Source organism: Enterobacter sp. ECC-219, from assembly GCF_043966805.1.
GTDB classification, from domain to species: Bacteria; Pseudomonadota; Gammaproteobacteria; order Enterobacterales; family Enterobacteriaceae; genus Enterobacter; species Enterobacter cloacae_N.
Genome location: NZ_CP143680.1, coordinates 810,983 through 835,730, shown reverse-complemented (window position 1 = coordinate 835,730; position 24,748 = coordinate 810,983). Strand labels below are relative to the sequence as shown.

The following is a 24,748-nucleotide window of genomic DNA, read 5'->3' as shown; positions in this document are numbered from 1 at the left end:
AATTGGGAAGTGAGCCATGTTTGAAAAGCGTCACCGCATTACGTTGTTATTCAATGCCAACAAAGCCTACGACCGTCAGGTGGTGGAAGGTGTCGGTGAATATTTGCAGGCGTCGCAATCCGAGTGGGATATCTTTATTGAGGAAGACTTCCGCACCCGTCTGGAGAACATTAAAGACTGGCTGGGGGACGGCGTCATCGCCGACTATGACGACCCCGTCATCGAGCAGTTGCTGACCGACGTCGACGTCCCGATAGTGGGCGTCGGCGGCTCCTACCATTCACCCGAACACTATCCCCCGGTCCACTATATCGCCACCGATAACCATGCCCTGGTCGAGGCCGCCTTTCTCCATTTAAAAGAGAAGGGCGTCCATCGCTTCGCGTTTTATGGTTTACCCGCCACCAGCGGCAAGCGCTGGGCCGTTGAGCGCGAACATGCGTTTTGCCAGCTTGTCGCGCAGGAGAAGTACCGCGGCGTGGTCTATCAGGGGCTGGAAACCGCACCAGAGAACTGGCAGCACGCGCAAAACCGCCTGGCGGACTGGCTGCAAACGCTGCCACCACAAACCGGTATCATAGCCGTGACGGACGCGCGTGCGCGCCACGTGCTGCAGGTCTGCGAACACTTACACATTCCAGTGCCCGAAAAACTGTGCGTGATTGGCATTGATAACGAAGAACTGACCCGCTATCTGTCCCGCGTGGCGCTCTCCTCCGTTGCGCAGGGCACGCGTCAGATGGGCTATCAGGCGGCGAAGTTGCTGCATCGCCTGCTCGATAAAGAATCTCTGCCGCTTCAGCGCCTGCTGGTGCCGCCTGTCCGCGTTGTGGAACGTCGCTCAACCGATTATCGCTCCCTAAGCGACCCGGCTGTCATTCAGGCCATGCACTATATTCGCAACCACGCCTGCAAAGGGATTAAGGTCGATCAGGTGCTGGACTCGGTGGGCATTTCCCGCTCGAATCTGGAGAAGCGCTTCAAAGAAGAGGTGGGCGAGACTATTCATGCCGTCATCCATGCGGAGAAGCTGGAGAAGGCCCGCAGCCTGCTCATCTCCACGTCACTGTCGATCAACGAAATCTCGCAGATGTGCGGATACCCGTCGCTGCAGTATTTCTATTCGGTGTTTCGCAAAGAGTATGACACCACCCCAAAAGAGTATCGGGATCGCCACAGCGAGGTGCTGATATAGAAAAGAAAACGCCTTCCAGGTGGAAGGCGTTTTTTGACATTACATATGGGCGGCGATTAAGCGCTGGTTATCCTGGTACATAGCGAACAGATAGTTGTTATAGCTATTTCCCTTCGTCGAATAACCTTTCAGCTTGTGAATCATCGCACTGGCCGTCACTTCCTGATCCGCTTTACGCAACTGAGCGCGTGATTTACGGAACGATGAGTAGGCCGGGTGCGTATTAAGATTCACCGCGTAAGCATTCACGGAATCTTTTACTGATTCGAACTGAGAATAGCCCTTCACCTTACCGGGCGCATTATTACAACGACCTTTCGCACATTTCATGCCGAACAGGTTGTTGTTATTACGCGCCAGCTTAGACGTCCCCCAGCCGCTTTCGGCTGCCGCCATGGTCGCAACCATGCTGCCTGGGATAATGTCCACACGCTCAAGGAGAGCATTCCACGGTACGCGACGCGTGTTACCGTTCCAGCTCAGCTTGTAGCGCTTCGTGATGTCTTTCAGACGCGCGCGTTCAGACGGCGACCAGCGGCTATCGTACTGTTTTGAAATCAGCCAGTTACGATCCGCCGTAATCGCGGCATTTTGACTTGTTATGTAAGGCATTACCGTCCGGAGAAACGCTTTTTTTCTTGGTGTTCCGGAAGGGTATTTTCGCAAATCAGGAAGTGAACTACTCTTTGCACTATTGCGAGAATACTCTTGTTTACTGCTAACCTTACTACTTGTCGTCTTTATTACGTGGGCTTTCTTACTCGTTGTATCCGTGTGCGTCTTCGCAAGCACCCCACCCGAAAATGTCGTGGTGAGTAACATGAGTATCGCGGCCCCATATCGTCGAATGGGAGTCGATATCATTAGGTCTCCTGGTCGGATGTAATCATCCCAACACCTTATTTTTTTCACAAATTTGAGAGCGGAATCTCAAATCATATCAAAAATAGACTTCAAGAGCACGTATAGAAATAGTCCAATTCCGAAACTATGTCACCTGAAAATTGCTCACAAAAACATCATTCCTGAAAAAATGTGTGCGATATCGCAGATAACTGCCTCATTTTGCGCGGGATCACTCATCCTCACACGTCCTCCCGGGAGAAAGCGATGGGGGATGAGTTTTTCACCGCATCCTGATGGCACACTGGTCAAAAATGCCGCGACAGGAAAATGGAATGAAACGCACCGCATTAGCTCTTCTGCTGTTACCCGCTCTGGCACATGCCGACTGGTCATCGCCGGGGTTTAACGCATTTCGCGCCGAAGGCACCGGCATTTTCACCAGCCAGACAAAGCTTGCGAAGGGTACGCGCCCTCTGACGCTGAGTTTTGACAAGACGTGCTGGCAGCCTGCGGAGGCGATAAAACTCAATGAGATGCTGTCGCTTAAGCCCTGTGACGGCACGCCGCCGCAGTGGCGCCTTTTCCGCGACGGTGACTACCAGATGCGGATTGATACCCGCTCCGGCACGCCCACCCTGCTGCTGACAATTCAGAGTGCCGCAGAACAGTCGGTTGCAAACGTTATCCGCCAGTGCCCGAAGTGGGACGGTAAACCGCTGACGCTGGACGTCAGCCATACCTTCCCGGAAGGCTCCGTGGTGCGTGATTTTTACAGTAAACAGACCGCGACGGTGCAGAACGGAAACATTACCCTACAGCCCGCCGCCAGCAGTGGTGGCCTGCTGCTGCTTGAGCGCGCCGAAACCGACAAGCCAGCGCCGTTTAGCTGGCAGAACGCCACCGTCTATTTTGTGCTTACCGACCGCTTTGTGAATGGCGACCCGAGCAACGACAACAGCTATGACCGCCACAAAGACGGCATGCAGGAGATTGGTACCTTCCACGGTGGCGATCTCAAAGGGCTCGCCAGCAGGCTCGACTATTTACAGCAGTTGGGGGTGAATGCGCTCTGGATAAGCTCCCCGCTTGAGCAGATCCACGGCTGGGTAGGCGGTGGCACCAAAGGGGATTTCCCACACTACGCCTATCACGGCTACTACACCCAGGACTGGACGAAGCTTGATGCCAACATGGGCACCGAGGATGACCTGCGCCATCTTGTCGATGAAGCGCACAGGCGCGGCATTCGCATCCTGTTCGATATCGTCATGAACCACGCGGGCTACGCGACGCTTGCGGACATGCAGGCGTACCAGTTTGGCGCGTTGTATCTGCAGGGCGATGAGTTGAAAAAGACGCTGGGAGACCGCTGGACTGACTGGAAGCCTGGCGCGGGCCAAAGCTGGCATAGCTTCAACGATTACATCAACTTCAGCGACAAAGCCGCATGGGAAAAATGGTGGGGCAAGAAATGGATCCGCACCGACATTGGCGATTACGACAACCCCGGCTTCGACGATTTAACCATGTCGCTGGCATTTCTCCCGGACCTGAAAACGGAATCCACCGCCCCTTCAGGCCTGCCCAACTTCTATCAATACAAGCCCGATACCCACGCGAAAGCCATCCCGGGGTATACCCCACGCGACTATCTCACCCACTGGCTCAGCCAGTGGGTGCGCGACTACGGCATTGACGGTTTCCGGGTGGATACCGCGAAGCACGTCGAGCTTGATGCCTGGCAACAGTTGAAAGACCAGGCAAGCCATGCGCTGGCCGCCTGGAAAGGGGCTAACCCGGACAAAAAGCTCGATAACGCACCGTTCTGGATGACCGGAGAATCCTGGGGCCACGGGGTGATGCAAAGCGATTATTACCGCCACGGTTTTGATGCGATGATTAATTTTGATTATCAGGAGCAGGCGGCAAAAGCGGTGGATTGCCTGGCCGATATGGACCTTACCTGGCAGCAGATGGCGGAGAAGCTGCAAAGCTTCAACGTGCTGAGCTACCTCTCATCACATGATACGCGTCTGTTCCGCGAAGGGGGCCAGCGCGCTGCGGAGCTGCTCCTGTTAGCGCCGGGCAGCGTGCAAATCTATTACGGGGATGAATCCGAGCGTCCGTTCGGGCCGACAGGCTCCGACCCACTACAGGGTACCCGGTCAGATATGAACTGGCAGGACGTCACGGGCAAGCAGGCCTTAACCGTTGCCCACTGGCAAACGCTGGGCCAGTTCCGCGCCCGCCATCCGGCAATTGGCGAAGGCAAGCAAACCACGCTGCCGCTGAAAGAAGGGTATGGCTTCGTGCGCGAGCACAAGGGCGATAAGGTGATGGTGGTATGGGCGGGTAATCAGTAGATCATACCCCTCACCCTAACCCTCTCCCCAGAGGGGAGAGGGCCGGGATGAGGGGAATTCAACCAGAACTATTCACTACACAAATCCAAACCTACCATATAAAACGACAAATCCGACCACATCCCCCGATTTGCACCAGCACGGTGCTAGCGTTATGGTTACCCACTTTCAAAATAAGCTCGATAGAACACCTGCTATGACGTTTTCACTTTTCGGCGACAAATTCACCCGCCATTCAGGCATTACTCGCCTGATGGAGGACCTCAACGACGGGCTGCGCACTCCGGGCGCCATCATGCTCGGCGGCGGAAACCCGGCGCAAATTCCGGAGATGACGACCTATTTCCAGACACTGCTCGCACAGATGCTGGAAAACGGTAAAGCGACCGATGCGCTATGCAATTATGACGGTCCGCAGGGTAAAACCGAGCTGCTGACTCTCCTTGCCAAAATGCTGCGTGAAGAGCTGGGCTGGGATATCGAACCACAGAATATTGCACTGACAAACGGCAGCCAGAGCGCGTTTTTCTACTTGTTTAACCTGTTCGCAGGACGTCGCGCCGACGGCACGACCAAAAAAGTGCTGTTCCCGCTGGCACCGGAGTACATCGGCTACGCCGATTCCGGCCTGGAAGAGGATCTGTTCGTCTCCGCGCGTCCGAACATCGAGCTGCTGCCGGAAGGCCAGTTCAAATATCACGTCGATTTTGAACACCTGCATATTGGTGAAGAGACGGGGATGATCTGCGTATCGCGCCCGACTAACCCAACGGGCAACGTCATCACCGACGACGAACTGATGAAGCTGGATGCGCTCGCGAATCAGCACGGCATTCCGCTGGTGATCGATAACGCCTACGGCGTGCCGTTCCCGGGAATTATCTTCAGCGAAGCGCGTCCGCTGTGGAACCCGAACATTGTCCTGTGCATGAGCCTCTCCAAGCTGGGCCTGCCGGGCAGCCGCTGCGGCATCATCATCGCTAACGAGAAAATCATCACCGCTATTACCAATATGAACGGCATTATCAGCCTTTCACCGGGCGGCATTGGCCCGGCGATGATGTGCGAAATGATTAAGCGTAACGACCTGCTGCGTCTGTCTAATGAAGTGATCAAGCCGTTCTATTTCCAGCGCGTTCAGGAGACAATCGCGACGCTTCGCCGCTATTTACCGGAAGAGCGCTGCCTGATCCATAAACCTGAAGGGGCGATTTTCCTTTGGCTGTGGTTTAAGGATTTGCCGATTACCACCGAGCTGCTCTACCAGCGCCTGAAAAAGCGCGGCGTGCTGATGGTGCCGGGCGATTACTTCTTCCCGGGTCTGGATAAGCCGTGGCCACATACTCACCAGTGCATGCGCATGAACTACGTGCCCGATCCGGAAAAAATTGAAGCAGGCGTCAAAATTCTCGCCGAAGAAATCGAAAAAGCCTGGCACGAAGCCGGTCAGTAACGCGTTACGCCAGATTATGCCGCCGGGTCAGCCGGAGTTAATATGCTCCTTACAGTACCGCCGTTTCCACACGGCGGGGGTTAACCCGGTATGCTTAGAAAATATCTGCCGGAAATACCCCACGTCATTAAAGCCGCAGCGCATTGCGACCTCGGTTAACGATGCAGAATCGTTGAGCAGCAGTTTTTCCGCCGCCCTGACGCGCTGGCGATGTATCGCCTCCGTCAGGGTTAAATGGAAAGTCCGGCGAAATACACGCCCGAGATAATCTGCATTACAGTGCAACGCTTTTGCCAGCTGCGATGTGGATATTGGTAAATGAAACTGCGTACGAATAAGCTGTTTTGCCTTCCAGGCCATCGCCGCACCGGCCTGATCCGCGTTATCTTCATATCCTGACGAACGGGACACCTGCTGTAAAATCAATAATAAAATCATCTCCAGCGCCATACTTCGCTGTAATTTCTCCTGCTCGCTGAGGAATTGCCGAAATAGCGCAATCACATATTCCGCATCCCTTACGCGGCAATGTTGTTCTATTGCAAGAGGAGCGGCGTTGGGTAACGTTGAATCATGCAACTCCACCTCAAAATGGAGCCAGTAAAAGCGCAGGTCCGCCGGAAAATCTTCCACCCCCACGTGCCGACGGCCCGGCCAGAGCAGCAAACTCTCTCCTGCTTTTACCTCAAATAACGTGCTTTCTTCCTGGAGCGTTAATGTTCCTTTTTCGACAAAAATAATCTCCCATGACGTTAATTTTCGCGCAGGATGGCGGCCCACTCCGCGGGAAATAAACAACCCGCCGTTTTGGACCTTAACCGGAAGCGCTATGGATAATTCGAGCATGGATATTCACCATTCCGCTTTTATTACCGTTAATTTTCGACTTAGACGTTGATTATTAATCAATATTCGAACAACTGTCCGATCGGAATCACATTTTCATCATCAGGTCGGAATCGTCACCTTTTTATACTTTTCCCTTCCCTTGTTGGTCTGGCCGTTGAATGCAGAATAAACAGGGTACCTACAAATACGATAAAAAATCGTTTATCGAGGAGTTACCCATGACTTCCACACCGATTACAGACGCAGACGTTGCAAACCAGAAAGTCGATGACCGGCTCTCCGTCCGCGAGAAAATTGGCTACGGCCTGGGCGATGCGGGCGGCACGGTAATTACCTGCCTGATCATGAACTTTCTGACCTTTTTCTATACCGATGTATTTGGCCTCACCCCTGCGCTGGTGGGCACGCTGTTTATTGCCCTTCGCGTGTTTGACGCCATTTCCGATCCGGTGATGGGCGTCATTGCTGACCGCACACAGAGCCGCTGGGGACGCTTTCGCCCCTGGCAGCTGTGGGTCGCGCTCCCCATCGGGATCGTTGGCGTACTGACCTTCACCGTCCCGGACGCCAGTATGAGCGTGAAAATCGCCTGGGCATTCGGCACCTATTTGCTGCTGTCCGTGGGCTATACCGCCATCAACGTGCCCTACTGCGCGCTGATTAACACCATGACCACCCGCCACAACGAGGTGATCGCCTGCCAGTCCTGGCGCTTCGTGCTGTGCGGCGTGGCGGGCTTTTTGGTCTCCGTTGGCCTGCCGTGGCTGGTCGCGGAGCTGGGTCAGGGCAATGCTGCCCGGGGTTATCAGCTGGGCGTTGGCGTGCTGTGCGCCATCGCCGTGGTGATGTTCCTGTGCTGCTTCTTCTGGGTGCGCGAACGCGTCCCGCTGGCGCTGATGGGCAAATTCACCCTGCGCGAGCACCTGGCGGGTCTGCGTAAAAACGATCAGCTGCTGCTGATGCTGGTGATGTCGTTCCTGCTGATCAACGTCTTCAATATTCGCGGCGGCGGTTATATGTACTTCATCACTTACGTGCTGCAAGGCAGCACGGCGTACACCTCGCTATTTTTCACAATGGTGACCTTCGCCGCCATTCTGGGCGCGGTGATCGTCAGCCCGCTGTCGCGCCGCATTGATACCGTCAAACTCTACTACCACACCAACCTGGTGCTCGCGGTACTTGCGGTAGGTATGTGGTTCCTGCCGGGTGGCCCGGCGCACCAGACGCTATGGCTGATCGTCATTTTAAGCAACGGCGTGATCCTGGGCTTCACTCTGCCGCTGCACTTCTCGCTCATGGCCTTTGCCGACGACTACGGTGAATGGAAAACCGGCGTGCGCTCCTCGGGCATGAACTTCGCCTTCAACCTGTTTTTCATCAAGCTCGCATGGGCGTCCAGCGCCGGGATCATCAGCCTGGTGTTTATCGCCGTGGCCTATCAGCCAGGCACGGGCAACCAGACGCCAGCCTCATTGCAGGGCATCACCGCCATGGAGACGCTGCTGCCTGCCCTTTTCCACCTGCTGCTGGCGGTCGCTATCCGCTGGTGCAGGCTTAACAACTCTGTGATGTCGCGCATTGCCACCGATCTGCGCCAGCGTCACGTACCGTCCTGAGGAGAACGCTATGTCCATAATGGAACCCGATCTGCACCAGCTGAAAATCAACGACCCGTTTCTCGGGCAGTATCAACGGCTGGTCCGGGACGTGGTCATCCCCTACCAGTGGGATGCGCTGAACGACCGCGTGGCGGAGGCCGAACCCAGCCACGCCATCGCCAACTTCCGCATCGCGGCCGGTCTGGAACAGGGTGAGTTCTACGGGATGGTGTTTCAGGACAGCGACGTGGCGAAATGGCTCGAAGCCGTGGCGTGGTCGCTGTGCCAGAAACCGGATGCAGAACTGGAAAAAACCGCCGACGAGGTGATTTCGCTGGTCGCGGCGGCGCAGTGTGAAGATGGCTACCTCAATACCTACTTTACGGTAAAAGCCCCCGAGGAACGCTGGACGAATCTGGCCGAATGCCACGAGCTGTACTGCGCCGGACATATGATTGAAGCGGGCGTGGCGTATTTCCAGGGAACCGGAAAACGTCGCCTGCTGGACGTGGTGTGCAGGCTGGCGGACCATATCGACAGCGTGTTTGGCCCGGGCGAAACACAGCTGCACGGTTACCCTGGCCATCCGGAAATCGAGCTGGCGCTGATGCGGCTGTACGATGTCACGCAGGAGCCGCGCTATCTCAATCTGGTGAAATACTTTATCGAAGAACGCGGCGCGCAGCCTCACTTCTACGATACCGAATACGAGAAGCGCGGCAAAACGTCTTACTGGAACACCTATGGCCCGGCGTGGATGGTCAAGGACAAAGCCTACAGCCAGGCGCATCAGCCGCTTGCCGAGCAGCAAACGGCCATCGGCCACGCGGTGCGTTTCGTCTACCTGATGGCGGGCATGGCGCACCTGGCGCGCCTGAGTCATGACGAGGGTAAACGGCAGGACTGTCTGCGGCTGTGGAACAACATGGCGCAGCGCCAGCTGTACATTACCGGCGGGATTGGCTCGCAGAGCAGCGGCGAGGCGTTCAGCAGCGATTACGATCTGCCCAACGATACGGTCTATGCCGAAAGCTGCGCCTCCATTGGCCTGATGATGTTTGCCCGCCGGATGCTGGAGATGGAGGCAGACGGCCACTACGCCGACGTGATGGAGCGCGCGCTGTACAATACGGTGCTGGGCGGGATGGCGCTGGACGGTAAGCATTTCTTTTACGTGAACCCGCTGGAGGTGCATCCGAAAACGCTGGCCTTTAACCATATCTATGACCACGTGAAGCCGGTGCGCCAGCGCTGGTTCGGCTGCGCCTGTTGCCCGCCGAACATTGCCCGCGTGCTGACCTCGCTGGGGCACTATATTTATACCGTTCGCCCGGATGCGCTGTTGATCAACCTGTACGTGGGGAACGACGTCGCCATTCCGGTGGGTGATAGCACCCTACAGCTGCGCATTAGCGGTAACTATCCGTGGCAGGAGCAGGTGAAGATCGAAATCACCTCGCCGGTTCCGGTCACCCATACGCTGGCACTCAGGCTACCGGACTGGTGTGCGGAACCTGCTGTTTCGCTGAATGGCGAAGCCATGACTGGCGAGATATCCCGTGGATACCTCTATCTCAGCCGCCGCTGGCAGGAAGGCGATACCCTGACCCTCACGCTACCGATGCCGGTCCGCCGCGTGTACGGTAACCCCCAGGTGCGCCAGCAGGCGGGTAAAGTCGCGCTCCAGCGCGGCCCGCTGGTTTACTGCCTGGAAGAAGCGGATAACGGCGCCAACCTGCATAACCTCTCCTTGCCACGAGAGAGCGAGTTCCGGGTGTTTGAAGGCAAAGGCATTTTCGCGCACAAGATGCTGATACAGGCGGAGGGGATCGGGGGCCACGCGAAGGAGACAGAGGCGCTGTGGCAGTACGATCGCTCGCCGGTACAGCGTCAGCCCCGGACGCTGACCTTTATTCCCTGGTTTAGCTGGGCTAACCGGGGAGAAGGGGAAATGCGGATATGGGTGGACGAAGGCTGAATAGCCTCACCCACGGGAGAGGTTGAACGCTATGGCAGCACGCGACGTGCTGCCTCAGCCAGAAACGCACTTCGATTGCTGAACTGCGGATGCTCGCTGACAAAGGAATCAATCTTCATCAGTAAACGACGAGGCATCGTGATGTTGATACGCTCGGCCCTACCGTCGAACTGTTTCATATTAATATCCACCAGCAGCCATTGCCCGCCAGTGAAGTGGTCAGGGTGGCTTTCCAGGTGCGCTTCCACATTACCCGGGAGCGGCAATGCTTCATCCATTTCAAACAGCGCTTCGAAGTGCGCTGTGAGCGCCTCACGTGCATCCTGAAATGCGTCATCCAGGGAGTCACCTGCAAAAAAACAGCCTGGAACGTCAGGGAAAAAGCCGCTGGCACTGCCGTCGGTGTCAGAATGAATGTAAGCCGGATAAAACATAACTACTCCTGATATCAGTGTTTAATTCCCGCCTGCCGCCATATCTGCGCGAGCGTGCCCGGTTTAATATCCTTTTTAGGATGTGGGACGGTAACCAGCCCTTTCTGTTCGGGATGGCGAAACTGATGATGGCTTCCTTTCGTTCTGACACATTTCCAGCCGTGGCCGATCAGAACAGTAATGACATCCGCACTTTTCACATCCCAATCCTTCCATGATTATACACATGATACACACCATCGCTATCGGGTTAAATCACATTAGCGCACAAGGAACATCAGTGCAGCGGTGTTTTGACGGAACGGGAAGAAGCATCGAGAAATGAAAAAGGAATACATTGTATTGCAGACAAAAATGCAGGCACGATCGTAGGCCGGGCAAGGCAACGCCGCCACCCGGCTTTACCGCATCAGAAACGCCACGTCAGGCCGGTCATCAGCGCGAAGCTGTCGTCGCGGTCGATCATCGGGCTGTTCTTCACGTCGTCAGGCAACACGGTGTAGACCGCGCTGGCGTTGAGGTACAGCTTCTGGGTTAACTGATATTTAGCCGCCAGGCCAACGTAGGGCGTCCAGCTGTCACCGGCGGTGTATTGATCCAGACCTGAGCGGCGAGACTCGCTGCCGGATACGCCGTAGTAGTAGTCGTTATAGCTCTCGTCGCTATAGAAAATACCGACAGAGGGCGTAAGGGTCAGGCGTTCCATCCTGATTGGACGGAAGTAAGAGACCTCACCCACCACGCCACCGCTTTCATCCGTGGCATCACCCGAGACCGCCACTTTCAGCGACCCCCAGCTTTCATGGCGGTAGTACGCGCCGCCGAGGAAAGCTGACGCTTTACGCTCATCAAGCTGCTTCATCTGATGGTCGTCGTTGTCATCAGGATCGAAATGCAGCGGCATCCACGACGCGGTCAGGCTGAATTCATTTTTTGCGTCTTTCCACAGGATCCATCCTCCGGTGGTCTGACGAACGTAAAAACGATCGCCTTCGTAGCTAATTAACGGTACTGCGGTAGTATTTTCGTTATAGCCTTTGTAAGGAGACTCATTAAATACAGCCCCCGCTCCAAGTGAAAAATCTCCGGCCATTGCTGAAGATGCTGCAAATAACGTGGCAGCGATGAGTAAATTGTATTTAATAGTCATTACGTGTAATCCATTAAAATGCCAAACAAGCGGGGCGCATAATAATGGTTACAAATTTGCCAATGCAACGCTGCGGTTTATATAATATTATATATAAAATCATATAGATGGGTGCGCATGATGAGTAAATTACAGCTAAAGCCACGCGAATTAAAAATAATCTCCGTCATCGCAGCCACCCACAGCATTGGTGATGCCGCCGCCCTGCTGGGCATGGCGCAGGCCAACGTCAGTAAATATCTCTCTGATTTTGAAACGCGGGTTGGGCTTAAGGTTTTTGAGCGCACGACCCGTCAGCTCGCTCTGACACAGTTTGGTGAAGCGTTACTCCCGTATGTCGACGCCACACTGGACAAACACACTCAACTTGTTAATTTCATTGCCGATTATAAGCATGAAAAGCGTGGAAAAGTCACGATTTATGCCCCAACGGGCATCGTGACCTATCTCGCGCGCCAGGTGATCCACCAGATAAAGGACATCGGGGACATTCGCATCTCCCTGAAAACCTATAATCTGAACCGCAATGAATTTTCAGAAGGCGTTTCCTTTCCGGATGACTGCGATATTTTAATTACCTATGCTCAGCCGAAAGATGAAAACCTGGTCGCCAGCGTGTTAACAAAATATTCCGTCACGGCATTCGCAACCCAGGCATATTTAAATAACCACCCTTTATCCGGACCTGAAGATTTAATTAATCACTCGTGTATCCTGATTGACTCCATGCTCGTCGATGATGCCAATATCTGGCGTTTTCGCATGCATGGCAGCGATGATGTGCATGATTATCGGGTGACCGGAAATTATATTTGCGACAATACGCAGACGGCCCTGGAGCTGGCAAGAAATAATCTTGGCATTGTGTTCGCACCGAAAGAGAGCCTGAAAAGAGAATTAACGCAGGGCACGCTGGTTCCCTGCTTCCCGCACCAGGAAGAGTGGTGGCTCGATCTGACGGCCATCTTCCGCAAACGCGAATACCAGCCATGGCGTGTGCAATACGTTCTGGATGGCGTTCTGAACTGCCTGCGCCAGCAAATTGCTCAGGCCGCCCACGGACGGCCTGAGCTGGGCGATTAAAACAGCCCCAGCGGTTTATCGGAGTAGCTGACCAGCAGACATTTCGTTTGCTGATAATGCTCCAGCATCATCTTGTGGGTTTCACGCCCGATGCCCGACTGCTTGTAACCACCAAATGCCGCGTGCGCCGGATAGGCGTGGTAGCAGTTGGTCCAGACGCGCCCGGCCTGAATGCCCCTGCCCATTTTATAGGCCAGATTACCGTTGCGGCTCCAGACGCCCGCCCCCAGGCCATACGGCGTGTCGTTGGCAATTTCCAGCGCCTCCTCCATCGTTTTGAAGGTAGTCACGGCCAGAACCGGTCCGAAAATTTCCTCCTGGAAGACGCGCATGTTGTTCTGCCCGAACAGGATCGTCGGCTCAAGGTAATACCCTTCCTGCAGATCCCCGCCGAGCACCTTACGGCGACCGCCGGTCAGAATATCCGCCCCTTCTTTCTTACCGATATCAATGTAGTTAAGGATGGTTTCCAGCTGGCCATGCGAGACCTGTGCCCCCATCTGGGTGACGTTATCGAGCGGGTTACCGCTGCGGATTGACTCGACGCGGCGAATGGCCCGCTCCATAAAGCGCTCATAGATGGATTCCTGCACCAGCGCGCGGCTTGGGCAGGTGCAGACTTCGCCCTGGTTAAACGCAAACAGCGCAAACCCTTCCAGCGCCTTATCGAAGAAAGCGTCCTCTTCCTCCATCACGTCTGCGAAAAAGATGTTCGGGGATTTCCCGCCCAATTCCAGGGTCACCGGAATGATGTTCTGCGTGGCGTACTGCATAATCTGCTGGCCCACTTCCGTCGACCCGGTAAACGCCACTTTAGCGATCCGTTTTGAGGTGGCCAGATATTCTCCTATCTCACCGCCCGCGCCGTTCACCACGTTAATGACCCCCGGCGGCAGAAGATCGCCAACAATTTCCATCAGCAGCAGGACCGAGAGTGGGGTTAAACGCGCCGGTTTAAGCACAATGCAGTTCCCGGCGGCCAGCGCAGGGGCCATTTTCCAGCTCGCCATCAGCAGCGGGAAGTTCCACGGAATGATTTGCCCGACGACGCCCAGCGGCTCGTGGAAGTGGTACGCCACGGTGTCGCTGTCAACTTCGCTGATCCCGCCCTCCTGCGCGCGTATACAGGAGGCAAAATAGCGGAAGTGGTCGATAGCCAGCGGCACGTCTGCCGCCATGGTTTCCCGGATCGGCTTGCCGTTATCCCAGGTTTCTGCCGTCGCCAGCAGCTCCAGGTTCTGCTCCATCCGGTCGGCGATTTTGAACAAAATGGCCGCGCGGTCCTGAACGGAGGTATGCCCCCATTTATCTTTCGCTTTGTGCGCGGCATCCAGCGCCAGGTCGATATCACGCTTGCCGGAGCTGGCTATCTCGCACAGCGGCTGGCCGGTAACGGGGGTCAGGTTGGAATAGTATTCGCCGTCGACGGGGGCCACCCAGTTGCCGCCAATAAAGTTGTCATAGCGGGGCTTCAGCTTGAGGGGAAAACCATATTCGCCGGGCTGGATACGCGAAGAGGGAGGATTATTTGTCATGACCGTCTCCTTGCTGTTGTTATACAACAAGGGTAGTCCCGGCTGGCGGTTTTCTCGCCAGTGGGTGACGGGTTTACGAGCCGTATCACGGATTACCGTACTTTACGTTTCGTTTCTGCTACTGAGCCATACTTATCAGCTCAAGCGCTCATGAGGAACGATGCGATGCAGCTATTTATCGGTTTTGACGTAGGCGGAACCCACATCAAGCACGGCGTGATTGATGAAAATGGCAGGGAGCTGGCGACGGACGAGTACGATACCCCTGAGGATAAAAACACCTTTAAAAAGAAGTGGAAAGCGGTGGTTGAAGCGTATCAGGACGAACACGACATCGCCGGTATCGGCGTGAGTTTTCCCGGCCATATTAACCACCACAGCGGCGAAGCGGCGAAAGCGGGCGCGCTCGACTATCTCGACGGCGAAAACCTGTGCGAACTCTTCGCCGGGCTGACCGACCTTCCCGTCACTGTAGAAAACGACGCCAACTGTGCGGCGCTGGGCGAGCGCTGGCAGGGCGCGGGTAAGGATTACGAGCATTTCGTCTGCATTACCATCGGCACAGGCATCGGTGGCGGGATTGTGATGGAAGGCGATCTCTATCGCGGGTCACATTACCGCGCCGGCGAATTTGGCGTGCTACCCGTCGGGGATCAGGGCGAACCGATGCACGAGGTTGCGTCTGCCAGCGGCCTGATGAAAGCCTGCCGCCGCGTGCTGGCCGTATCAGAAGAAGAGATGCCTGACGGCGAGGAGCTTTTTAAACGTATGGAGAGCGACGTGCATCTGCGCGAAGCTATTGAAGCCTGGGCACATTTTCTCTCACGCGGCGTTTACAGCGTGATCTCGATGTTCGATCCACAGGCAGTGCTGATTGGTGGCGGGGTAAGCGAGCAGGAGAAAATCTATCTCCTGCTCGATAAATATCTACAGCGATTCGAGGAGTGGGAGGCACTCAAGGTGCCCATTCTGCCCTGCGAGCTGGGTAACCAGGCGGGAAGACTGGGCGCGGTATGGCTGGCTAAGCAGAAACTCTCCCGCAGCACGTAGCGCTCAGGGGAACAGCTGCGCGTCGCGAAGCAGATGGTCATTACCCCGGCGACGCGTAAACCCGATACGGTTGAAATATTCCAGGATCTGAATCGCCAGCTTGCGGCCTACGTTCAGCCGATCGCGGAAATCGGCTGCGCAGGTGGAGCCGCGCGCCTGATCCAGTTCGCGGATCAGGTTGGCAAATGCCACAATGCGATCGTTACGGTAATAACGATCTTTCACGATCGCGACTATCAGCCCCTGCTGCGCCGCATGCCGCAATACCTGACGCATCGCCTGCTCGTCGGTGTTCGTCTCACGCGCCAGATCGCGAACCCACCACGGTTCATCCCCAAACATTAAGGCCACTTTTTGCCATATAGCCTCCTGCTCTGCGGTGAACCCGGCCTTGTGATCCGGCAGATGCAGCCAGCCGTGATGGCTTTTAATCACCCCGCTTTCGCGCATGTTTTCAATCAGCAGCAGCACCAGCGCGTCATCTTCCATCGGCAGCGCCATGCGTCTCAGACGCTCACGACCAGGACCGGGCTCATCCTGATGCTGTTCATGGTACGTTGCGAGCGTGTTCAGTATCTTACGCTGCCAGTGTGCAGCCACCGGCGCATCGAGCAGGCTGTTGCCGGCCTGAATAAAGCCCGGCTGCCGGGTCAGCTGACGTAATCCTTCGTCGCTCAGCTGACGTGCCCATGCAAAATCACTCAGGCTCACCGCCCCGCGCTCAAGATGCACCCGCAGCGCGGCGTTATCATCCGGAGCCTGGGCCAGCGCTGCCAACCATTGCAGATATTCAGGCTTACGCTTGCCGCGTCGAGGCGGGTTAAGCGTCACTACCCGCGCCCCGGCCAGCGTTTCCCGCGCGGAAATATCCCGCAGCACCAGACGGTCGTTGTCCGCCAGCCAGAGCGGCGAATCAAAAACCAGTTCGGCAAGATCGTTTTCCAGCAGGGACACGCGCCCGGTGATATGGCTGGCCGCGTGGTGAATATGCAGCGGCTGCCATTGGGTCAGGGGTACGTGCGTCTGCAGGGAGACAATCACGCGTTCAGACGGCTCGGGCGGGGCGTCGGCCAGCAGCCAGTCGCCGCGGTTAAGCTGCTCTTTTTCTGCATCCCCGACAATGTTGAGCGCGATCCGCTGCCCGGCGTGGGCGTGCTCTGCGGGCTGGTTTTGCGCATGTAAGCCGCGCACGCGCATCGGTTTATTAACGCCCGTCAGCCACAGGCTATCTCCCACCTTCACTTCACCGCTCAGCGCCGTACCGGTGACCACCAGCCCCGCGCCTTTTACGGTAAACGCCCGGTCAATCGCCAGACGGAAACGGTGATGGCTGGCGTGGTCGCGCGACGATAATTGCTGCAAGTGGTGGCGAAGATCGTCGATACCGCGGCCTTCAGTCGCCACGGTGACAAAAAGCGGCGCCTCGGCAAAACCATATTCCCGTAAGGTCGCCCGCACCGCTTCACGCACCTCGCTGATGCGCGCCTCATCCACGCGATCGGCTTTAGTCAGCGCCACGGTCAGCTGCGGGTTGCCGGTCAGCTGGAGGATTGCCAGATGCTCACGGGTTTGCGCCATCACGCCGTCGTCGCAGGCCACCACAAGCAGCGCATGATCGATGCCCCCCACGCCCGCCAGCATGTTAGACAGAAACTTTTCATGCCCCGGAACATCAATAAAGCCCAGCACGCGGCCATCCGGCTGGGGCCAATAGGCATAGCCCAGATCGATGGTCATGCCGCGCTTTTTCTCTTCCGGCAGGCGATCGGCATTTATGCCGGTGATCGCCTGCAGCAACGTGGTTTTTCCATGGTCGACGTGACCGGCGGTGGCAATAATCATTTCAGCAACATCTCCAGAAATCGCTCTTCATCTTCAAGGCAGCGCAGATCCAGCCACATGCGGCCATCGTAAATCCGCCCGATGACCGGCGTCGGCAAGCCGCGCCAGCGCAACGACAGCGCCTCAAGGCGGCTGCCGCGCCCGTCACGCGGGGTGAACGTGAGCGCTTCACTCGGCAGCCTGTCCACCGGCAGCGAACCGCTGCCTATCTGCGACTGGCAGGACTCAATGCGGACGTCAAAATCGGGGTAGTGCGGGGCGACGCGCGGCAGCAGCAGTTCGGCCTGCGCGCGAATCGAGGCGGCATCCCGGCTTAACAGGCGCAGCGTGGGCAGACGGTCGGCAAGTTTCTCCGGGTGAAGATAGAGCCGCAGCGTCGCGTCCAGCGCGGCAAGGGTCATTTTATCGGCCCGCAGGGCGCGCTTGAGCGGGTGCTGCTGCAGCTGCGCAATCAGCTCGCGCTTGCCGACAATAATCCCGGCCTGCGGCCCGCCCAGCAGTTTGTCGCCGGAAAAGCTGACCAGGCTCACGCCTGCGGCAATCATCTCCTGCGGCATCGGCTCTTTTGGCAACCCGTACAGGCTGAGATCCACCAGCGAACCGCTGCCGAGATCGGCAATCACCGGAATATTCAGTTCCTGCCCAATCGCCGCCAGCTCGGCCTCGTCAACGGTTTTGGTGAAGCCCTCAATATGATAATTGCTGGTGTGGACCTTCATCAGCAGGGCGGTATTTTCATTCACCGCCGCGCGATAATCTTTCGCATGGGTACGGTTCGTGGTGCCCACCTCATGCAGCGTGCAGCCCGCCTGACGCATCACGTCCGGGATGCGAAACGCCCCGCCAATCTCCACCAACTCGCCGCGGGACACCACCACCTCTCTGCCGCTCGCGGTCGCCGCCAGCATCAACAGCACCGCCGCCGCGTTGTTATTCACAATGCAGGCATCTTCCGCGCCGGTTAGCTGGCAGAGCAGATCCGCCAGCGCGCGATCGCGATGCCCGCGCCCGGCGCCGTCCAGATCGTACTCCAGCGTCACAGGCGAGCGCATGGCCTGCACGACCGCAGCCACCGCCTCTTCCGCCTGCTGCGCGCGCCCCAGGTTGGTGTGCAGCACGGTTCCCGTCAGGTTAATCACCGGGCGCAGGGCGTGGGCATGGCTTTGGGAGAGATATTCTGAAACGGCTCGTACCCAGTCGTCATTCCATACCGGCAATACACCCTTCTCACCGATCGTCCTGCGCGCCTCGTCCTGTAAATCCCGCAGCACAGCGACCACGCGGGTGTGACCATATCTGGCGAGCAGAGGGCGAAATCCTACGTCTCGCAACAAGCGATCCGTAGAGGGGAGAAGACGATAAAGCGAGCTGTGCATCTGGTTCATAAGCCTGCCTGAGAGTAAGAAATCTGTGGCTATTTTAGCAGGTTGACCTGAGGGAGTCCTTATACATCCGCATACTTTAATTTACCCAGATCAATAATTACCGAGAATAATTAAAATTATTTCATAGCTTACTTGAATAAATAATTCAGAAAACATCAATATCAATCAATCAACGAAGCGAATATTATTATGAATCCTTTACCCCGTAACGCATGGAAGCATAAAGATGAAAATGAAGATCAAGGTGCTCGCTGCACTTTTATTATCGGCCTGCACTCTCTTTACCGCACAGACGCAAGCTGATCAGAAATTCGGCTTTGCCAAAAGGTGCTCACTACCCGACGCACCGATGCCGATTAAATTCAGAGTCGATGATTACATCGATAATTTCGTCGGCATGGCTTATAATATTATTTATGTTGCTGCAAACCAAAGAAATCGTGGCGATCTATATAATCTGTACAGTAACAGCGAGGGTTATAACTACCTGTCCACAAAACCGGCCACTACGCGCGATGTACTTACCGCCGGTACTTTGCTATACAACAACAACCCCGCAGGAACAACCGGTAGCTACCTTTCCAAACCTGTATGTATGGAAAAATCTGACTGTCAGCCATTTCCAGCGAGTTGGAACCCCACCGTTGGGCGAGGCTTGTCTGCTTATAATAAAGTTTTAGAAAAATATCCTAATGACTTTGTTTATGTGCATTCTGGCATGTTCCCATCCCTGTCTGACGACTCCATCGACACCACAATTTTCACCATGACCAGAAACTTTGAATATTTACGCGTAGAAATTTTCGCAGTAACAAAGTCTGGCGACCCTGACGTTACTAATGAATTTATGAAAAATTATGGTGCTGAGCCTATTGTATTTGAATATAGTCGCGCACAATTTGGTAACCCTGATTATTATATTGGTGCAGACTCTAACCACCTCACTCGCCCAATGGCAGGTAGTCTTCCCGAATTCCCTGACCATCTTGATAAAAATATCCAGGCGATGGATTTCTATATCAAATATCCAAAAGGTTTCCTGGGCGAAGTTGTCACCTCGGCTAAATTCTTTTATTTTTCAGACAAGCAAAAAGAAATTCTCTCGACTTGTAACTAATCTGCCCGGCTTAGCCGGGCAGCCGGGTTACGCTTTTGGTGGCTCGGTACGAGCGAAACTTTCGCGCTGAAAGAGCGTTTCTACCAGTTTCACCAGCAGCGGACGGTCCACGCACCAGCCAGGGGACACCCGGCGGAAGTTGAGATAGCCGATGGCGCAGGCGATGGCGATGGTTGCCAGGTTCAGGCTGTCGGTGTGGATCTTGCCCTCCCGGATAAGCTGTTCGCACATATCCAGACTGCGGCTGATTTTTTCCCGCTGGCGCAGCAATTCGTTTTCTGACTGCTGCGCGGCGGGACGCGCCTGCTCGCGTACGGAGGTGAGTGCCGCATCCATAATGCCATCGGCCAGGGCTTCAATTTGCTTCACCGCCAGCGCCGCTTTAGGGTCAGACGGCAGCATTGCCGGGGCAACGCCCAGCAGTTCGACATACTCCGCAATGATGGGGGAATCGAACCAGTATTCGCCCTCGTCCGTTACCAGCGCCGGAACTTTCCCCAGCGGGTTATACTGCGCGACGCCGTTTTCGGCGTTGTAGGGCTGCTCATTAACGAATTCAAATTCAATCCCTTTCTCCAGCAGGAGAATCGAGATTTTTCGCACGAAGGGACTGGTGTAGCTACCGATGAGTTTCATTGCCTGATCCTTGATGCCGGGAAAAAGTCAGTATGGATCAAGCGATGAAAAAAGGGCAGGTATGTGTGTCGCATTCCTGCCCCGGAAGGATTAGTGATCGAGATAGAGGTAGTGCATCCAGCTGGTCATACGCAGCAGCACTTTACGCATTACCGAGACGTGGGCGAAATGATCCGAATAGACCGCCACCTGGGCATAAATGCCGTCCGGCAAAGCATCGACGTCAGCGTTAGGCTCCAGCTCAATCAGCGCCTGTACGCCATCCGTACCCGGCGCGACGGTCAGTGCCTGCAACGCGCCCTGCGCCTGATACGACCCGCCCGGCACCACAGGCAGAACGCTGGTGAGCTTACCGGTGAACACCTGGCCCGGCAGCGCGTTAAACACCACTTCCGCTTCATCGCCCGGCTTCAGGCGCAGCAGCGAGTTCTGACGGAACTGGGCCACAATCTGACGCTTCTGTTCAGGAATGAAGACCATCACCGGGCGCAAAGGCAGCGCGGCGGCATAGGTTCCCGGACGAATCAGCACCTGGGTGATATAGCCGTTGCTCGGCGCGCGCACCACGGTCTGATCGAGGTTGTATTTCGCTTCAGCAAGCTGGGCGCGTAACGAGGCAATCTGCGACTGCTCGCCGTTCACCATGCTGTCCAGCTGGCTTTGAATCTGCGTCTGTTCAGCAACGGAACCTTTCACCATGGCATCCTGCGCCAGATAGTTCTGCCGCGCGTTATCAATATCGCTTTCAGAGAACGGATTCACCTTCGCCTGGCTGCCTTTCAGGTAGCGCTGATAATCTTTATACAGGCGATCGCGTTCAGCGGAGACGCGTGTTGTATTGGCAACCGCTTCCGACAGCTGCGCTTTCAGATTGTCGATATTGTGCGTCGCGGTCACCAGGTCTGCCTTCAGTCTGTCGACGCGCGCCTGATAGCGGCCCGGATCCAGTTTAAATAACACTTCGCCTTTTTTAATGAGCTGGTTATTTTTATCGGTCACTTCAGTCACCACCCCCGTGACCTGCGGCGTAATCGGAATGGAAATAACCGCTTTTTGCGCCGTAAAGGTATACGGATGGTTATAGTTCATTAGCAGAATAAGTCCGGCAACAATAAACACGCCTCCTAACGTCGCGGTAGCAAGCGTCCACTGGTTTACCGGAATACGGAATATTTTAAAGATTGCCCAGGCAAATGCCACATAGGTCAGAATAATCAACAGATCCATGATTAGCGCTCCAGCGTGTTTTTATCATCAGAGGGCTGAACCGCTGCCAGCTTGTGTTCTAACTCGGCCACGCGTTTGGCCAGCGCATCCATGCCCGGAACCTCATCCGCCCTGGTGATGTGGTTCTGCATACCCCAGCCGCGATCTTCGCGGTACAGGGTGGCCCAAATCCACAGGAACGGCCAGATGGCATGGAGCGTAAACAGGCTGATCCAGCCTGCCGTATGAATAGCATCGGCATGGGGATGATTGCGCTTTTTGGCCATATTATAGGGGATATCATGAATGGCGATGATTCCGTAAAAAAGAACCAGAAATACAAAAATCAACACGCCCAGAGCGAAATAGTTGAGAAACATATTCTCCTCACTTAAACAACGTCAACTCATTAAACTAATAAAACAGCACGCAGCCTAATTAATTTATTTTTAAATTTAAAAGGCACACTGATTATTTCAGAGCCGGGGAGTATCGTTTTTTATAATATCTCCATGCAAGTTTATAAGCGTGTCAAAATATATCCTGAATAATAATATACTCAACCTTACATAATGAGCGTAATTCAGGTTTTAGCTTTCCGCCATACTACATACGAAAAGTGTTTTTTTAGCTTTCCGTGTCACGGAAGGCCATCCTGACGCCGATCCCAGTCGGAGAAATCTGCATAAAAATATTTTGTGAAATCAGTCACAATCCAGAAACAAACTCACGAAACCAAAAAGAGATATACATCACAAAAATCCGTGGTTTTTGCTTCTTTTCTCGCCATCGTATTTTTTTTGCCCACTTATTTTGTGATTCAGATCACCATGAAGGGCGGCACACCCCCTGCATTTACGTGATGGGCATCACATAAATTTTCGCTGTCTGGACAGTTGAACGATTCAGTGCCAGATTTCACAGCATCAGAACAGGGCCCGGCTACCTCTGCCGCCGCACATTAACGATAAACCTCGGGCCGCAAGCCTAAGCGTAAACATAAGAAGGGGTGTTTTATGTCATCCGATTTCAAGATCAAAGTTCAAAGCTTTGGTCGTTTCCTCAGCAACATGGTGATGCCAAATATCGGCGCGTTTATCGCGTGGGGTATTATCACCGCATTGTTTATTCCGACAGGGTGGTTGCCTAACGAAACGCTGGCGAAACTTGTTGGCCCAATGATTACCTATCTCCTGCCGCTGCTCATCGGTTACACCGGTGGTCGTCTGGTGGGCGGTGACCGTGGTGGCGTAGTGGGTGCTATCACGACTATGGGTGTTATCGTCGGTGCGGATATGCCGATGTTCCTCGGTGCGATGATTGCCGGTCCTCTCGGCGGCTGGGCGATTAAGAAATTCGACGTCTGGGTTGATGGCAAGATCAAATCCGGCTTCGAAATGCTGGTGAACAACTTCTCTGCGGGCATCATCGGGATGATCCTCGCGATTCTGGCGTTCCTCGGCATTGGTCCTGCTGTTGAAGTGCTGTCCAAACTGCTGGCGGCGGGCGTTAACTTCATGGTGGCGCACGACATGCTGCCGCTGGCGTCTATCTTCGTTGAACCGGCGAAAATCCTGTTCCTGAACAACGCCATCAACCACGGTATCTTCTCGCCGCTGGGTATTCAGCAGTCTCACGATCTCGGCAAGTCCATCTTCTTCCTGATTGAAGCGAACCCGGGTCCGGGCATGGGCGTTCTGCTGGCGTACATGTTCTTTGGTCGCGGCAGCGCGAAGCAGTCTGCTGGCGGTGCGGCTATCATCCACTTCCTGGGCGGTATCCACGAAATTTACTTCCCGTACGTGCTGATGAACCCACGCCTGATCCTGGCCGTTATCCTCGGCGGTATGACCGGCGTGTTCACCCTGAGCGTGCTGGGCGGCGGCCTGGTCTCTCCTGCTTCTCCGGGCTCTATCCTGGCGGTGCTGGCGATGACCCCGAAAGGTGCGTACTTCGCGAACATCGCGGCGATCTGTGCCGCAATGGCGGTCTCCTTCGTGGTCTCTTCTATCCTGCTGAAAACCAGCAAAGTGAAAGAAGACGACGATATTGAAGCGGCAACCCGCCGTATGCACGACATGAAAGCCGAATCCAAAGGCGCAACCCCGCTGGCGGCTGGCGACGTCTCTAACGACCTGAGCCACGTGCGTAAAATCATCGTTGCCTGCGACGCCGGTATGGGTTCCAGCGCAATGGGTGCAGGCGTGCTGCGTAAGAAAGTGCAGGATGCGGGCCTGACCAACATCTCCGTGACCAACAGCGCCATTAACAGCCTGCCGCCGGACGTTGACCTGGTCATCACGCACCGCGACCTGACCGAACGCGCCATGCGTCAGGTGCCGCAGGCACAGCACATCTCGCTGACCAACTTCCTCGACAGCGGCCTGTACACCAGCCTGACCGAACGTCTGGTTGCCGCGCAGCGTCATGAAGATAATGAAGTGAAAGTGCGTACCAGCCTGCAGGACAGCTTTGACGAGAGCAATGCTCACCTGTTCAAGCTGGGCGCGGAGAACATCTTCCTCGGTCGTACCGCGGCCACTAAAGAAGAGGCGATTCGCTTTGCTGGTGAACAACTGGTGAAAGGCGGCTACGTTCAGCCAGAATACGTTGAAGCGATGCTGGAACGTGAAAAACTGACGCCGACCTACCTGGGTGAATCCATCGCGGTTCCGCACGGTACGGTTGAAGCGAAAGACCGCGTGCTGAAAACCGGCGTAGTGTTCTGTCAGTATCCTGACGGCGTGCGCTTCGGTGAAGAAGAGGACGACATCGCCCGTCTGGTGATTGGTATCGCCGCTCGCAATAACGAGCACATTCAGGTGATTACCAGCCTGACCAACGCGCTGGACGACGAAACCGTCATTGAGCGTCTGGCTAACACCACCAGCGTTGAAGAAGTTCTGGCCCTGCTCAACAAATAGCAGTCCCTCTTCCCTCTCCCCTTTGGGGAGAGGGCTAGGGTGAGGAGGTAAACGTTCCTCACCCCAGCCCTCTCGGGTAAAAACATTGATTAAGGTTAACA

At 55.4% G+C, this 24,748-nt stretch carries 20 protein-coding genes; 9 read left to right on the top strand and 11 right to left on the bottom strand.

The window, feature by feature from the left end:
- Positions 1–16: 16 nt before the first annotated feature.
- Complete coding sequence (gene xylR, locus V1603_RS03865; protein ID WP_021242460.1) at positions 17–1,195, top strand: D-xylose utilization transcriptional activator XylR; 1,179 nt, start codon at positions 17–19, stop codon at positions 1,193–1,195.
- 39 nt (positions 1,196–1,234) lie between these two features.
- Here the strand turns inward: xylR and V1603_RS03860 are convergent, their stop codons facing one another.
- On the bottom strand, positions 1,235–2,059 hold the full coding sequence (locus tag V1603_RS03860) for a protein bax (RefSeq protein WP_045630274.1): 825 nt from the start codon (positions 2,057–2,059) through the stop codon (positions 1,235–1,237).
- A gap of 314 nt (positions 2,060–2,373) precedes the next feature.
- On the opposite strand from V1603_RS03860, the gene V1603_RS03855 reads away from it, so the two are divergent.
- Positions 2,374–4,404, top strand: a complete 2,031-nt coding sequence (locus tag V1603_RS03855) for an alpha-amylase (RefSeq protein ID WP_395313524.1) — start codon at positions 2,374–2,376, stop codon at positions 4,402–4,404.
- 196 nt (positions 4,405–4,600) lie between these two features.
- Positions 4,601–5,857: a valine--pyruvate transaminase gene (gene avtA, locus V1603_RS03850; RefSeq protein ID WP_163330044.1), complete on the top strand. Its 1,257-nt coding sequence runs from the start codon at positions 4,601–4,603 to the stop codon at positions 5,855–5,857.
- Between the two features lie 27 nt (positions 5,858–5,884).
- Here avtA and V1603_RS03845 read toward each other — a convergent pair whose 3' ends face one another.
- A complete protein-coding gene (locus V1603_RS03845) occupies positions 5,885–6,703 on the bottom strand; it encodes a helix-turn-helix domain-containing protein (protein ID WP_395313523.1) in 819 nt (272 codons plus the stop codon).
- Between the two features lie 221 nt (positions 6,704–6,924).
- On the opposite strand from V1603_RS03845, the gene V1603_RS03840 reads away from it, so the two are divergent.
- Positions 6,925–8,325: an MFS transporter gene (locus tag V1603_RS03840; protein WP_395313522.1), complete on the top strand. Its 1,401-nt coding sequence runs from the start codon at positions 6,925–6,927 to the stop codon at positions 8,323–8,325.
- Positions 8,326–8,335: 10 nt separating this feature from the next.
- Positions 8,336–10,285, top strand: a complete 1,950-nt coding sequence (locus V1603_RS03835) for a glycoside hydrolase family 127 protein (RefSeq protein WP_163330042.1) — start codon at positions 8,336–8,338, stop codon at positions 10,283–10,285.
- Between the two features lie 29 nt (positions 10,286–10,314).
- Here the strand turns inward: V1603_RS03835 and V1603_RS03830 are convergent, their stop codons facing one another.
- The 3 genes from V1603_RS03830 to V1603_RS03820 form a co-directional block, all read right to left on the bottom strand.
- Complete coding sequence (locus tag V1603_RS03830) at positions 10,315–10,719, bottom strand: type II toxin-antitoxin system HicB family antitoxin (RefSeq protein WP_395313521.1); 405 nt, start codon at positions 10,717–10,719, stop codon at positions 10,315–10,317.
- Positions 10,720–10,733: 14 nt separating this feature from the next.
- Entirely contained in the window at positions 10,734–10,919 is a 186-nt protein-coding gene (locus V1603_RS03825) for a type II toxin-antitoxin system HicA family toxin (protein ID WP_041911637.1), read from the bottom strand.
- A gap of 209 nt (positions 10,920–11,128) precedes the next feature.
- On the bottom strand, positions 11,129–11,869 hold the full coding sequence (locus tag V1603_RS03820) for a MipA/OmpV family protein (RefSeq protein ID WP_116343036.1): 741 nt from the start codon (positions 11,867–11,869) through the stop codon (positions 11,129–11,131).
- Between the two features lie 117 nt (positions 11,870–11,986).
- Between V1603_RS03820 and V1603_RS03815 the strand changes: the two genes are divergently transcribed.
- Complete coding sequence (locus V1603_RS03815) at positions 11,987–12,952, top strand: LysR family transcriptional regulator (RefSeq protein ID WP_116343034.1); 966 nt, start codon at positions 11,987–11,989, stop codon at positions 12,950–12,952.
- Here V1603_RS03815 and aldB read toward each other — a convergent pair.
- Positions 12,949–14,487 carry an aldehyde dehydrogenase AldB gene (gene aldB / locus V1603_RS03810; RefSeq protein WP_166709708.1) on the bottom strand — a complete coding sequence of 513 codons (1,539 nt, stop codon included), beginning with the start codon at positions 14,485–14,487 and terminating at the stop codon, positions 12,949–12,951. The genes V1603_RS03815 and aldB overlap by 4 nt on opposite strands.
- A 165-nt stretch (positions 14,488–14,652) precedes the next feature.
- Between aldB and V1603_RS03805 the strand changes: the two genes are divergently transcribed.
- Positions 14,653–15,537, top strand: a complete 885-nt coding sequence (locus V1603_RS03805) for an ROK family protein (protein WP_316380427.1) — start codon at positions 14,653–14,655, stop codon at positions 15,535–15,537.
- Positions 15,538–15,540: 3 nt separating this feature from the next.
- On the opposite strand, the gene selB is transcribed toward V1603_RS03805, so the two are convergent.
- Both selB and selA read right to left on the bottom strand, forming a co-directional pair.
- Positions 15,541–17,379, bottom strand: coding sequence for a selenocysteine-specific translation elongation factor (selB, locus tag V1603_RS03800; RefSeq protein WP_166709704.1), 1,839 nt, complete (start codon positions 17,377–17,379; stop codon positions 15,541–15,543).
- Positions 17,376–18,764 (bottom strand): L-seryl-tRNA(Sec) selenium transferase, encoded by a 1,389-nt coding sequence (selA, locus tag V1603_RS03795; protein WP_395313520.1) that lies wholly within the window; start codon positions 18,762–18,764, stop codon positions 17,376–17,378. Before selA ends, selB begins: the two co-directional genes overlap by 4 nt.
- Positions 18,765–18,990: 226 nt before the next feature.
- Between selA and V1603_RS03790 the strand changes: the two genes are divergently transcribed.
- Positions 18,991–19,881, top strand: a complete 891-nt coding sequence (locus V1603_RS03790; protein WP_395313519.1) for a hypothetical protein — start codon at positions 18,991–18,993, stop codon at positions 19,879–19,881.
- Between the two features lie 27 nt (positions 19,882–19,908).
- Here V1603_RS03790 and V1603_RS03785 read toward each other — a convergent pair whose 3' ends face one another.
- From V1603_RS03785 to V1603_RS03775, 3 genes are all read right to left on the bottom strand, one after another.
- Entirely contained in the window at positions 19,909–20,517 is a 609-nt protein-coding gene (locus V1603_RS03785) for a glutathione S-transferase (protein WP_395313518.1), read from the bottom strand.
- A gap of 90 nt (positions 20,518–20,607) precedes the next feature.
- The gene (locus V1603_RS03780; RefSeq protein ID WP_116343021.1) at positions 20,608–21,744 is read right to left on the bottom strand and encodes an HlyD family secretion protein; all 1,137 of its coding nucleotides are present in this window, start codon (positions 21,742–21,744) and stop codon (positions 20,608–20,610) included.
- Between the two features lie 2 nt (positions 21,745–21,746).
- Positions 21,747–22,103, bottom strand: coding sequence for a DUF3302 domain-containing protein (locus V1603_RS03775; protein WP_116343019.1), 357 nt, complete (start codon positions 22,101–22,103; stop codon positions 21,747–21,749).
- A 636-nt stretch (positions 22,104–22,739) separates the two neighbouring features.
- On the opposite strand from V1603_RS03775, the gene V1603_RS03770 reads away from it, so the two are divergent.
- Positions 22,740–24,647: a PTS mannitol transporter subunit IICBA gene (locus tag V1603_RS03770; RefSeq protein ID WP_116343017.1), complete on the top strand. Its 1,908-nt coding sequence runs from the start codon at positions 22,740–22,742 to the stop codon at positions 24,645–24,647.
- Positions 24,648–24,748 lie beyond the last annotated feature (101 nt).

Coding starts and splice junctions, on each gene's coding strand:
- avtA (WP_163330044.1), top strand. CDS start 4,601: ATGACGTTTTCACTTTTCGGCGACAAATTCACCCGCCATTCAGGCATT.
- V1603_RS03770 (WP_116343017.1), top strand. CDS start 22,740: ATGTCATCCGATTTCAAGATCAAAGTTCAAAGCTTTGGTCGTTTCCTC.
- selB (WP_166709704.1), bottom strand. CDS start 17,379: ATGATTATTGCCACCGCCGGTCACGTCGACCATGGAAAAACCACGTTG.
- V1603_RS03835 (WP_163330042.1), top strand. CDS start 8,336: ATGTCCATAATGGAACCCGATCTGCACCAGCTGAAAATCAACGACCCG.
- V1603_RS03805 (WP_316380427.1), top strand. CDS start 14,653: ATGCAGCTATTTATCGGTTTTGACGTAGGCGGAACCCACATCAAGCAC.
- V1603_RS03840 (WP_395313522.1), top strand. CDS start 6,925: ATGACTTCCACACCGATTACAGACGCAGACGTTGCAAACCAGAAAGTC.
- V1603_RS03815 (WP_116343034.1), top strand. CDS start 11,987: ATGATGAGTAAATTACAGCTAAAGCCACGCGAATTAAAAATAATCTCC.
- V1603_RS03845 (WP_395313523.1), bottom strand. CDS start 6,703: ATGCTCGAATTATCCATAGCGCTTCCGGTTAAGGTCCAAAACGGCGGG.
- V1603_RS03785 (WP_395313518.1), bottom strand. CDS start 20,517: ATGAAACTCATCGGTAGCTACACCAGTCCCTTCGTGCGAAAAATCTCG.
- V1603_RS03775 (WP_116343019.1), bottom strand. CDS start 22,103: ATGTTTCTCAACTATTTCGCTCTGGGCGTGTTGATTTTTGTATTTCTG.
- selA (WP_395313520.1), bottom strand. CDS start 18,764: ATGAACCAGATGCACAGCTCGCTTTATCGTCTTCTCCCCTCTACGGAT.
- V1603_RS03860 (WP_045630274.1), bottom strand. CDS start 2,059: ATGATATCGACTCCCATTCGACGATATGGGGCCGCGATACTCATGTTA.
- V1603_RS03820 (WP_116343036.1), bottom strand. CDS start 11,869: ATGACTATTAAATACAATTTACTCATCGCTGCCACGTTATTTGCAGCA.
- aldB (WP_166709708.1), bottom strand. CDS start 14,487: ATGACAAATAATCCTCCCTCTTCGCGTATCCAGCCCGGCGAATATGGT.
- V1603_RS03790 (WP_395313519.1), top strand. CDS start 18,991: ATGAAAATGAAGATCAAGGTGCTCGCTGCACTTTTATTATCGGCCTGC.
- V1603_RS03855 (WP_395313524.1), top strand. CDS start 2,374: ATGAAACGCACCGCATTAGCTCTTCTGCTGTTACCCGCTCTGGCACAT.
- xylR (WP_021242460.1), top strand. CDS start 17: ATGTTTGAAAAGCGTCACCGCATTACGTTGTTATTCAATGCCAACAAA.
- V1603_RS03780 (WP_116343021.1), bottom strand. CDS start 21,744: ATGGATCTGTTGATTATTCTGACCTATGTGGCATTTGCCTGGGCAATC.
- V1603_RS03830 (WP_395313521.1), bottom strand. CDS start 10,719: ATGTTTTATCCGGCTTACATTCATTCTGACACCGACGGCAGTGCCAGC.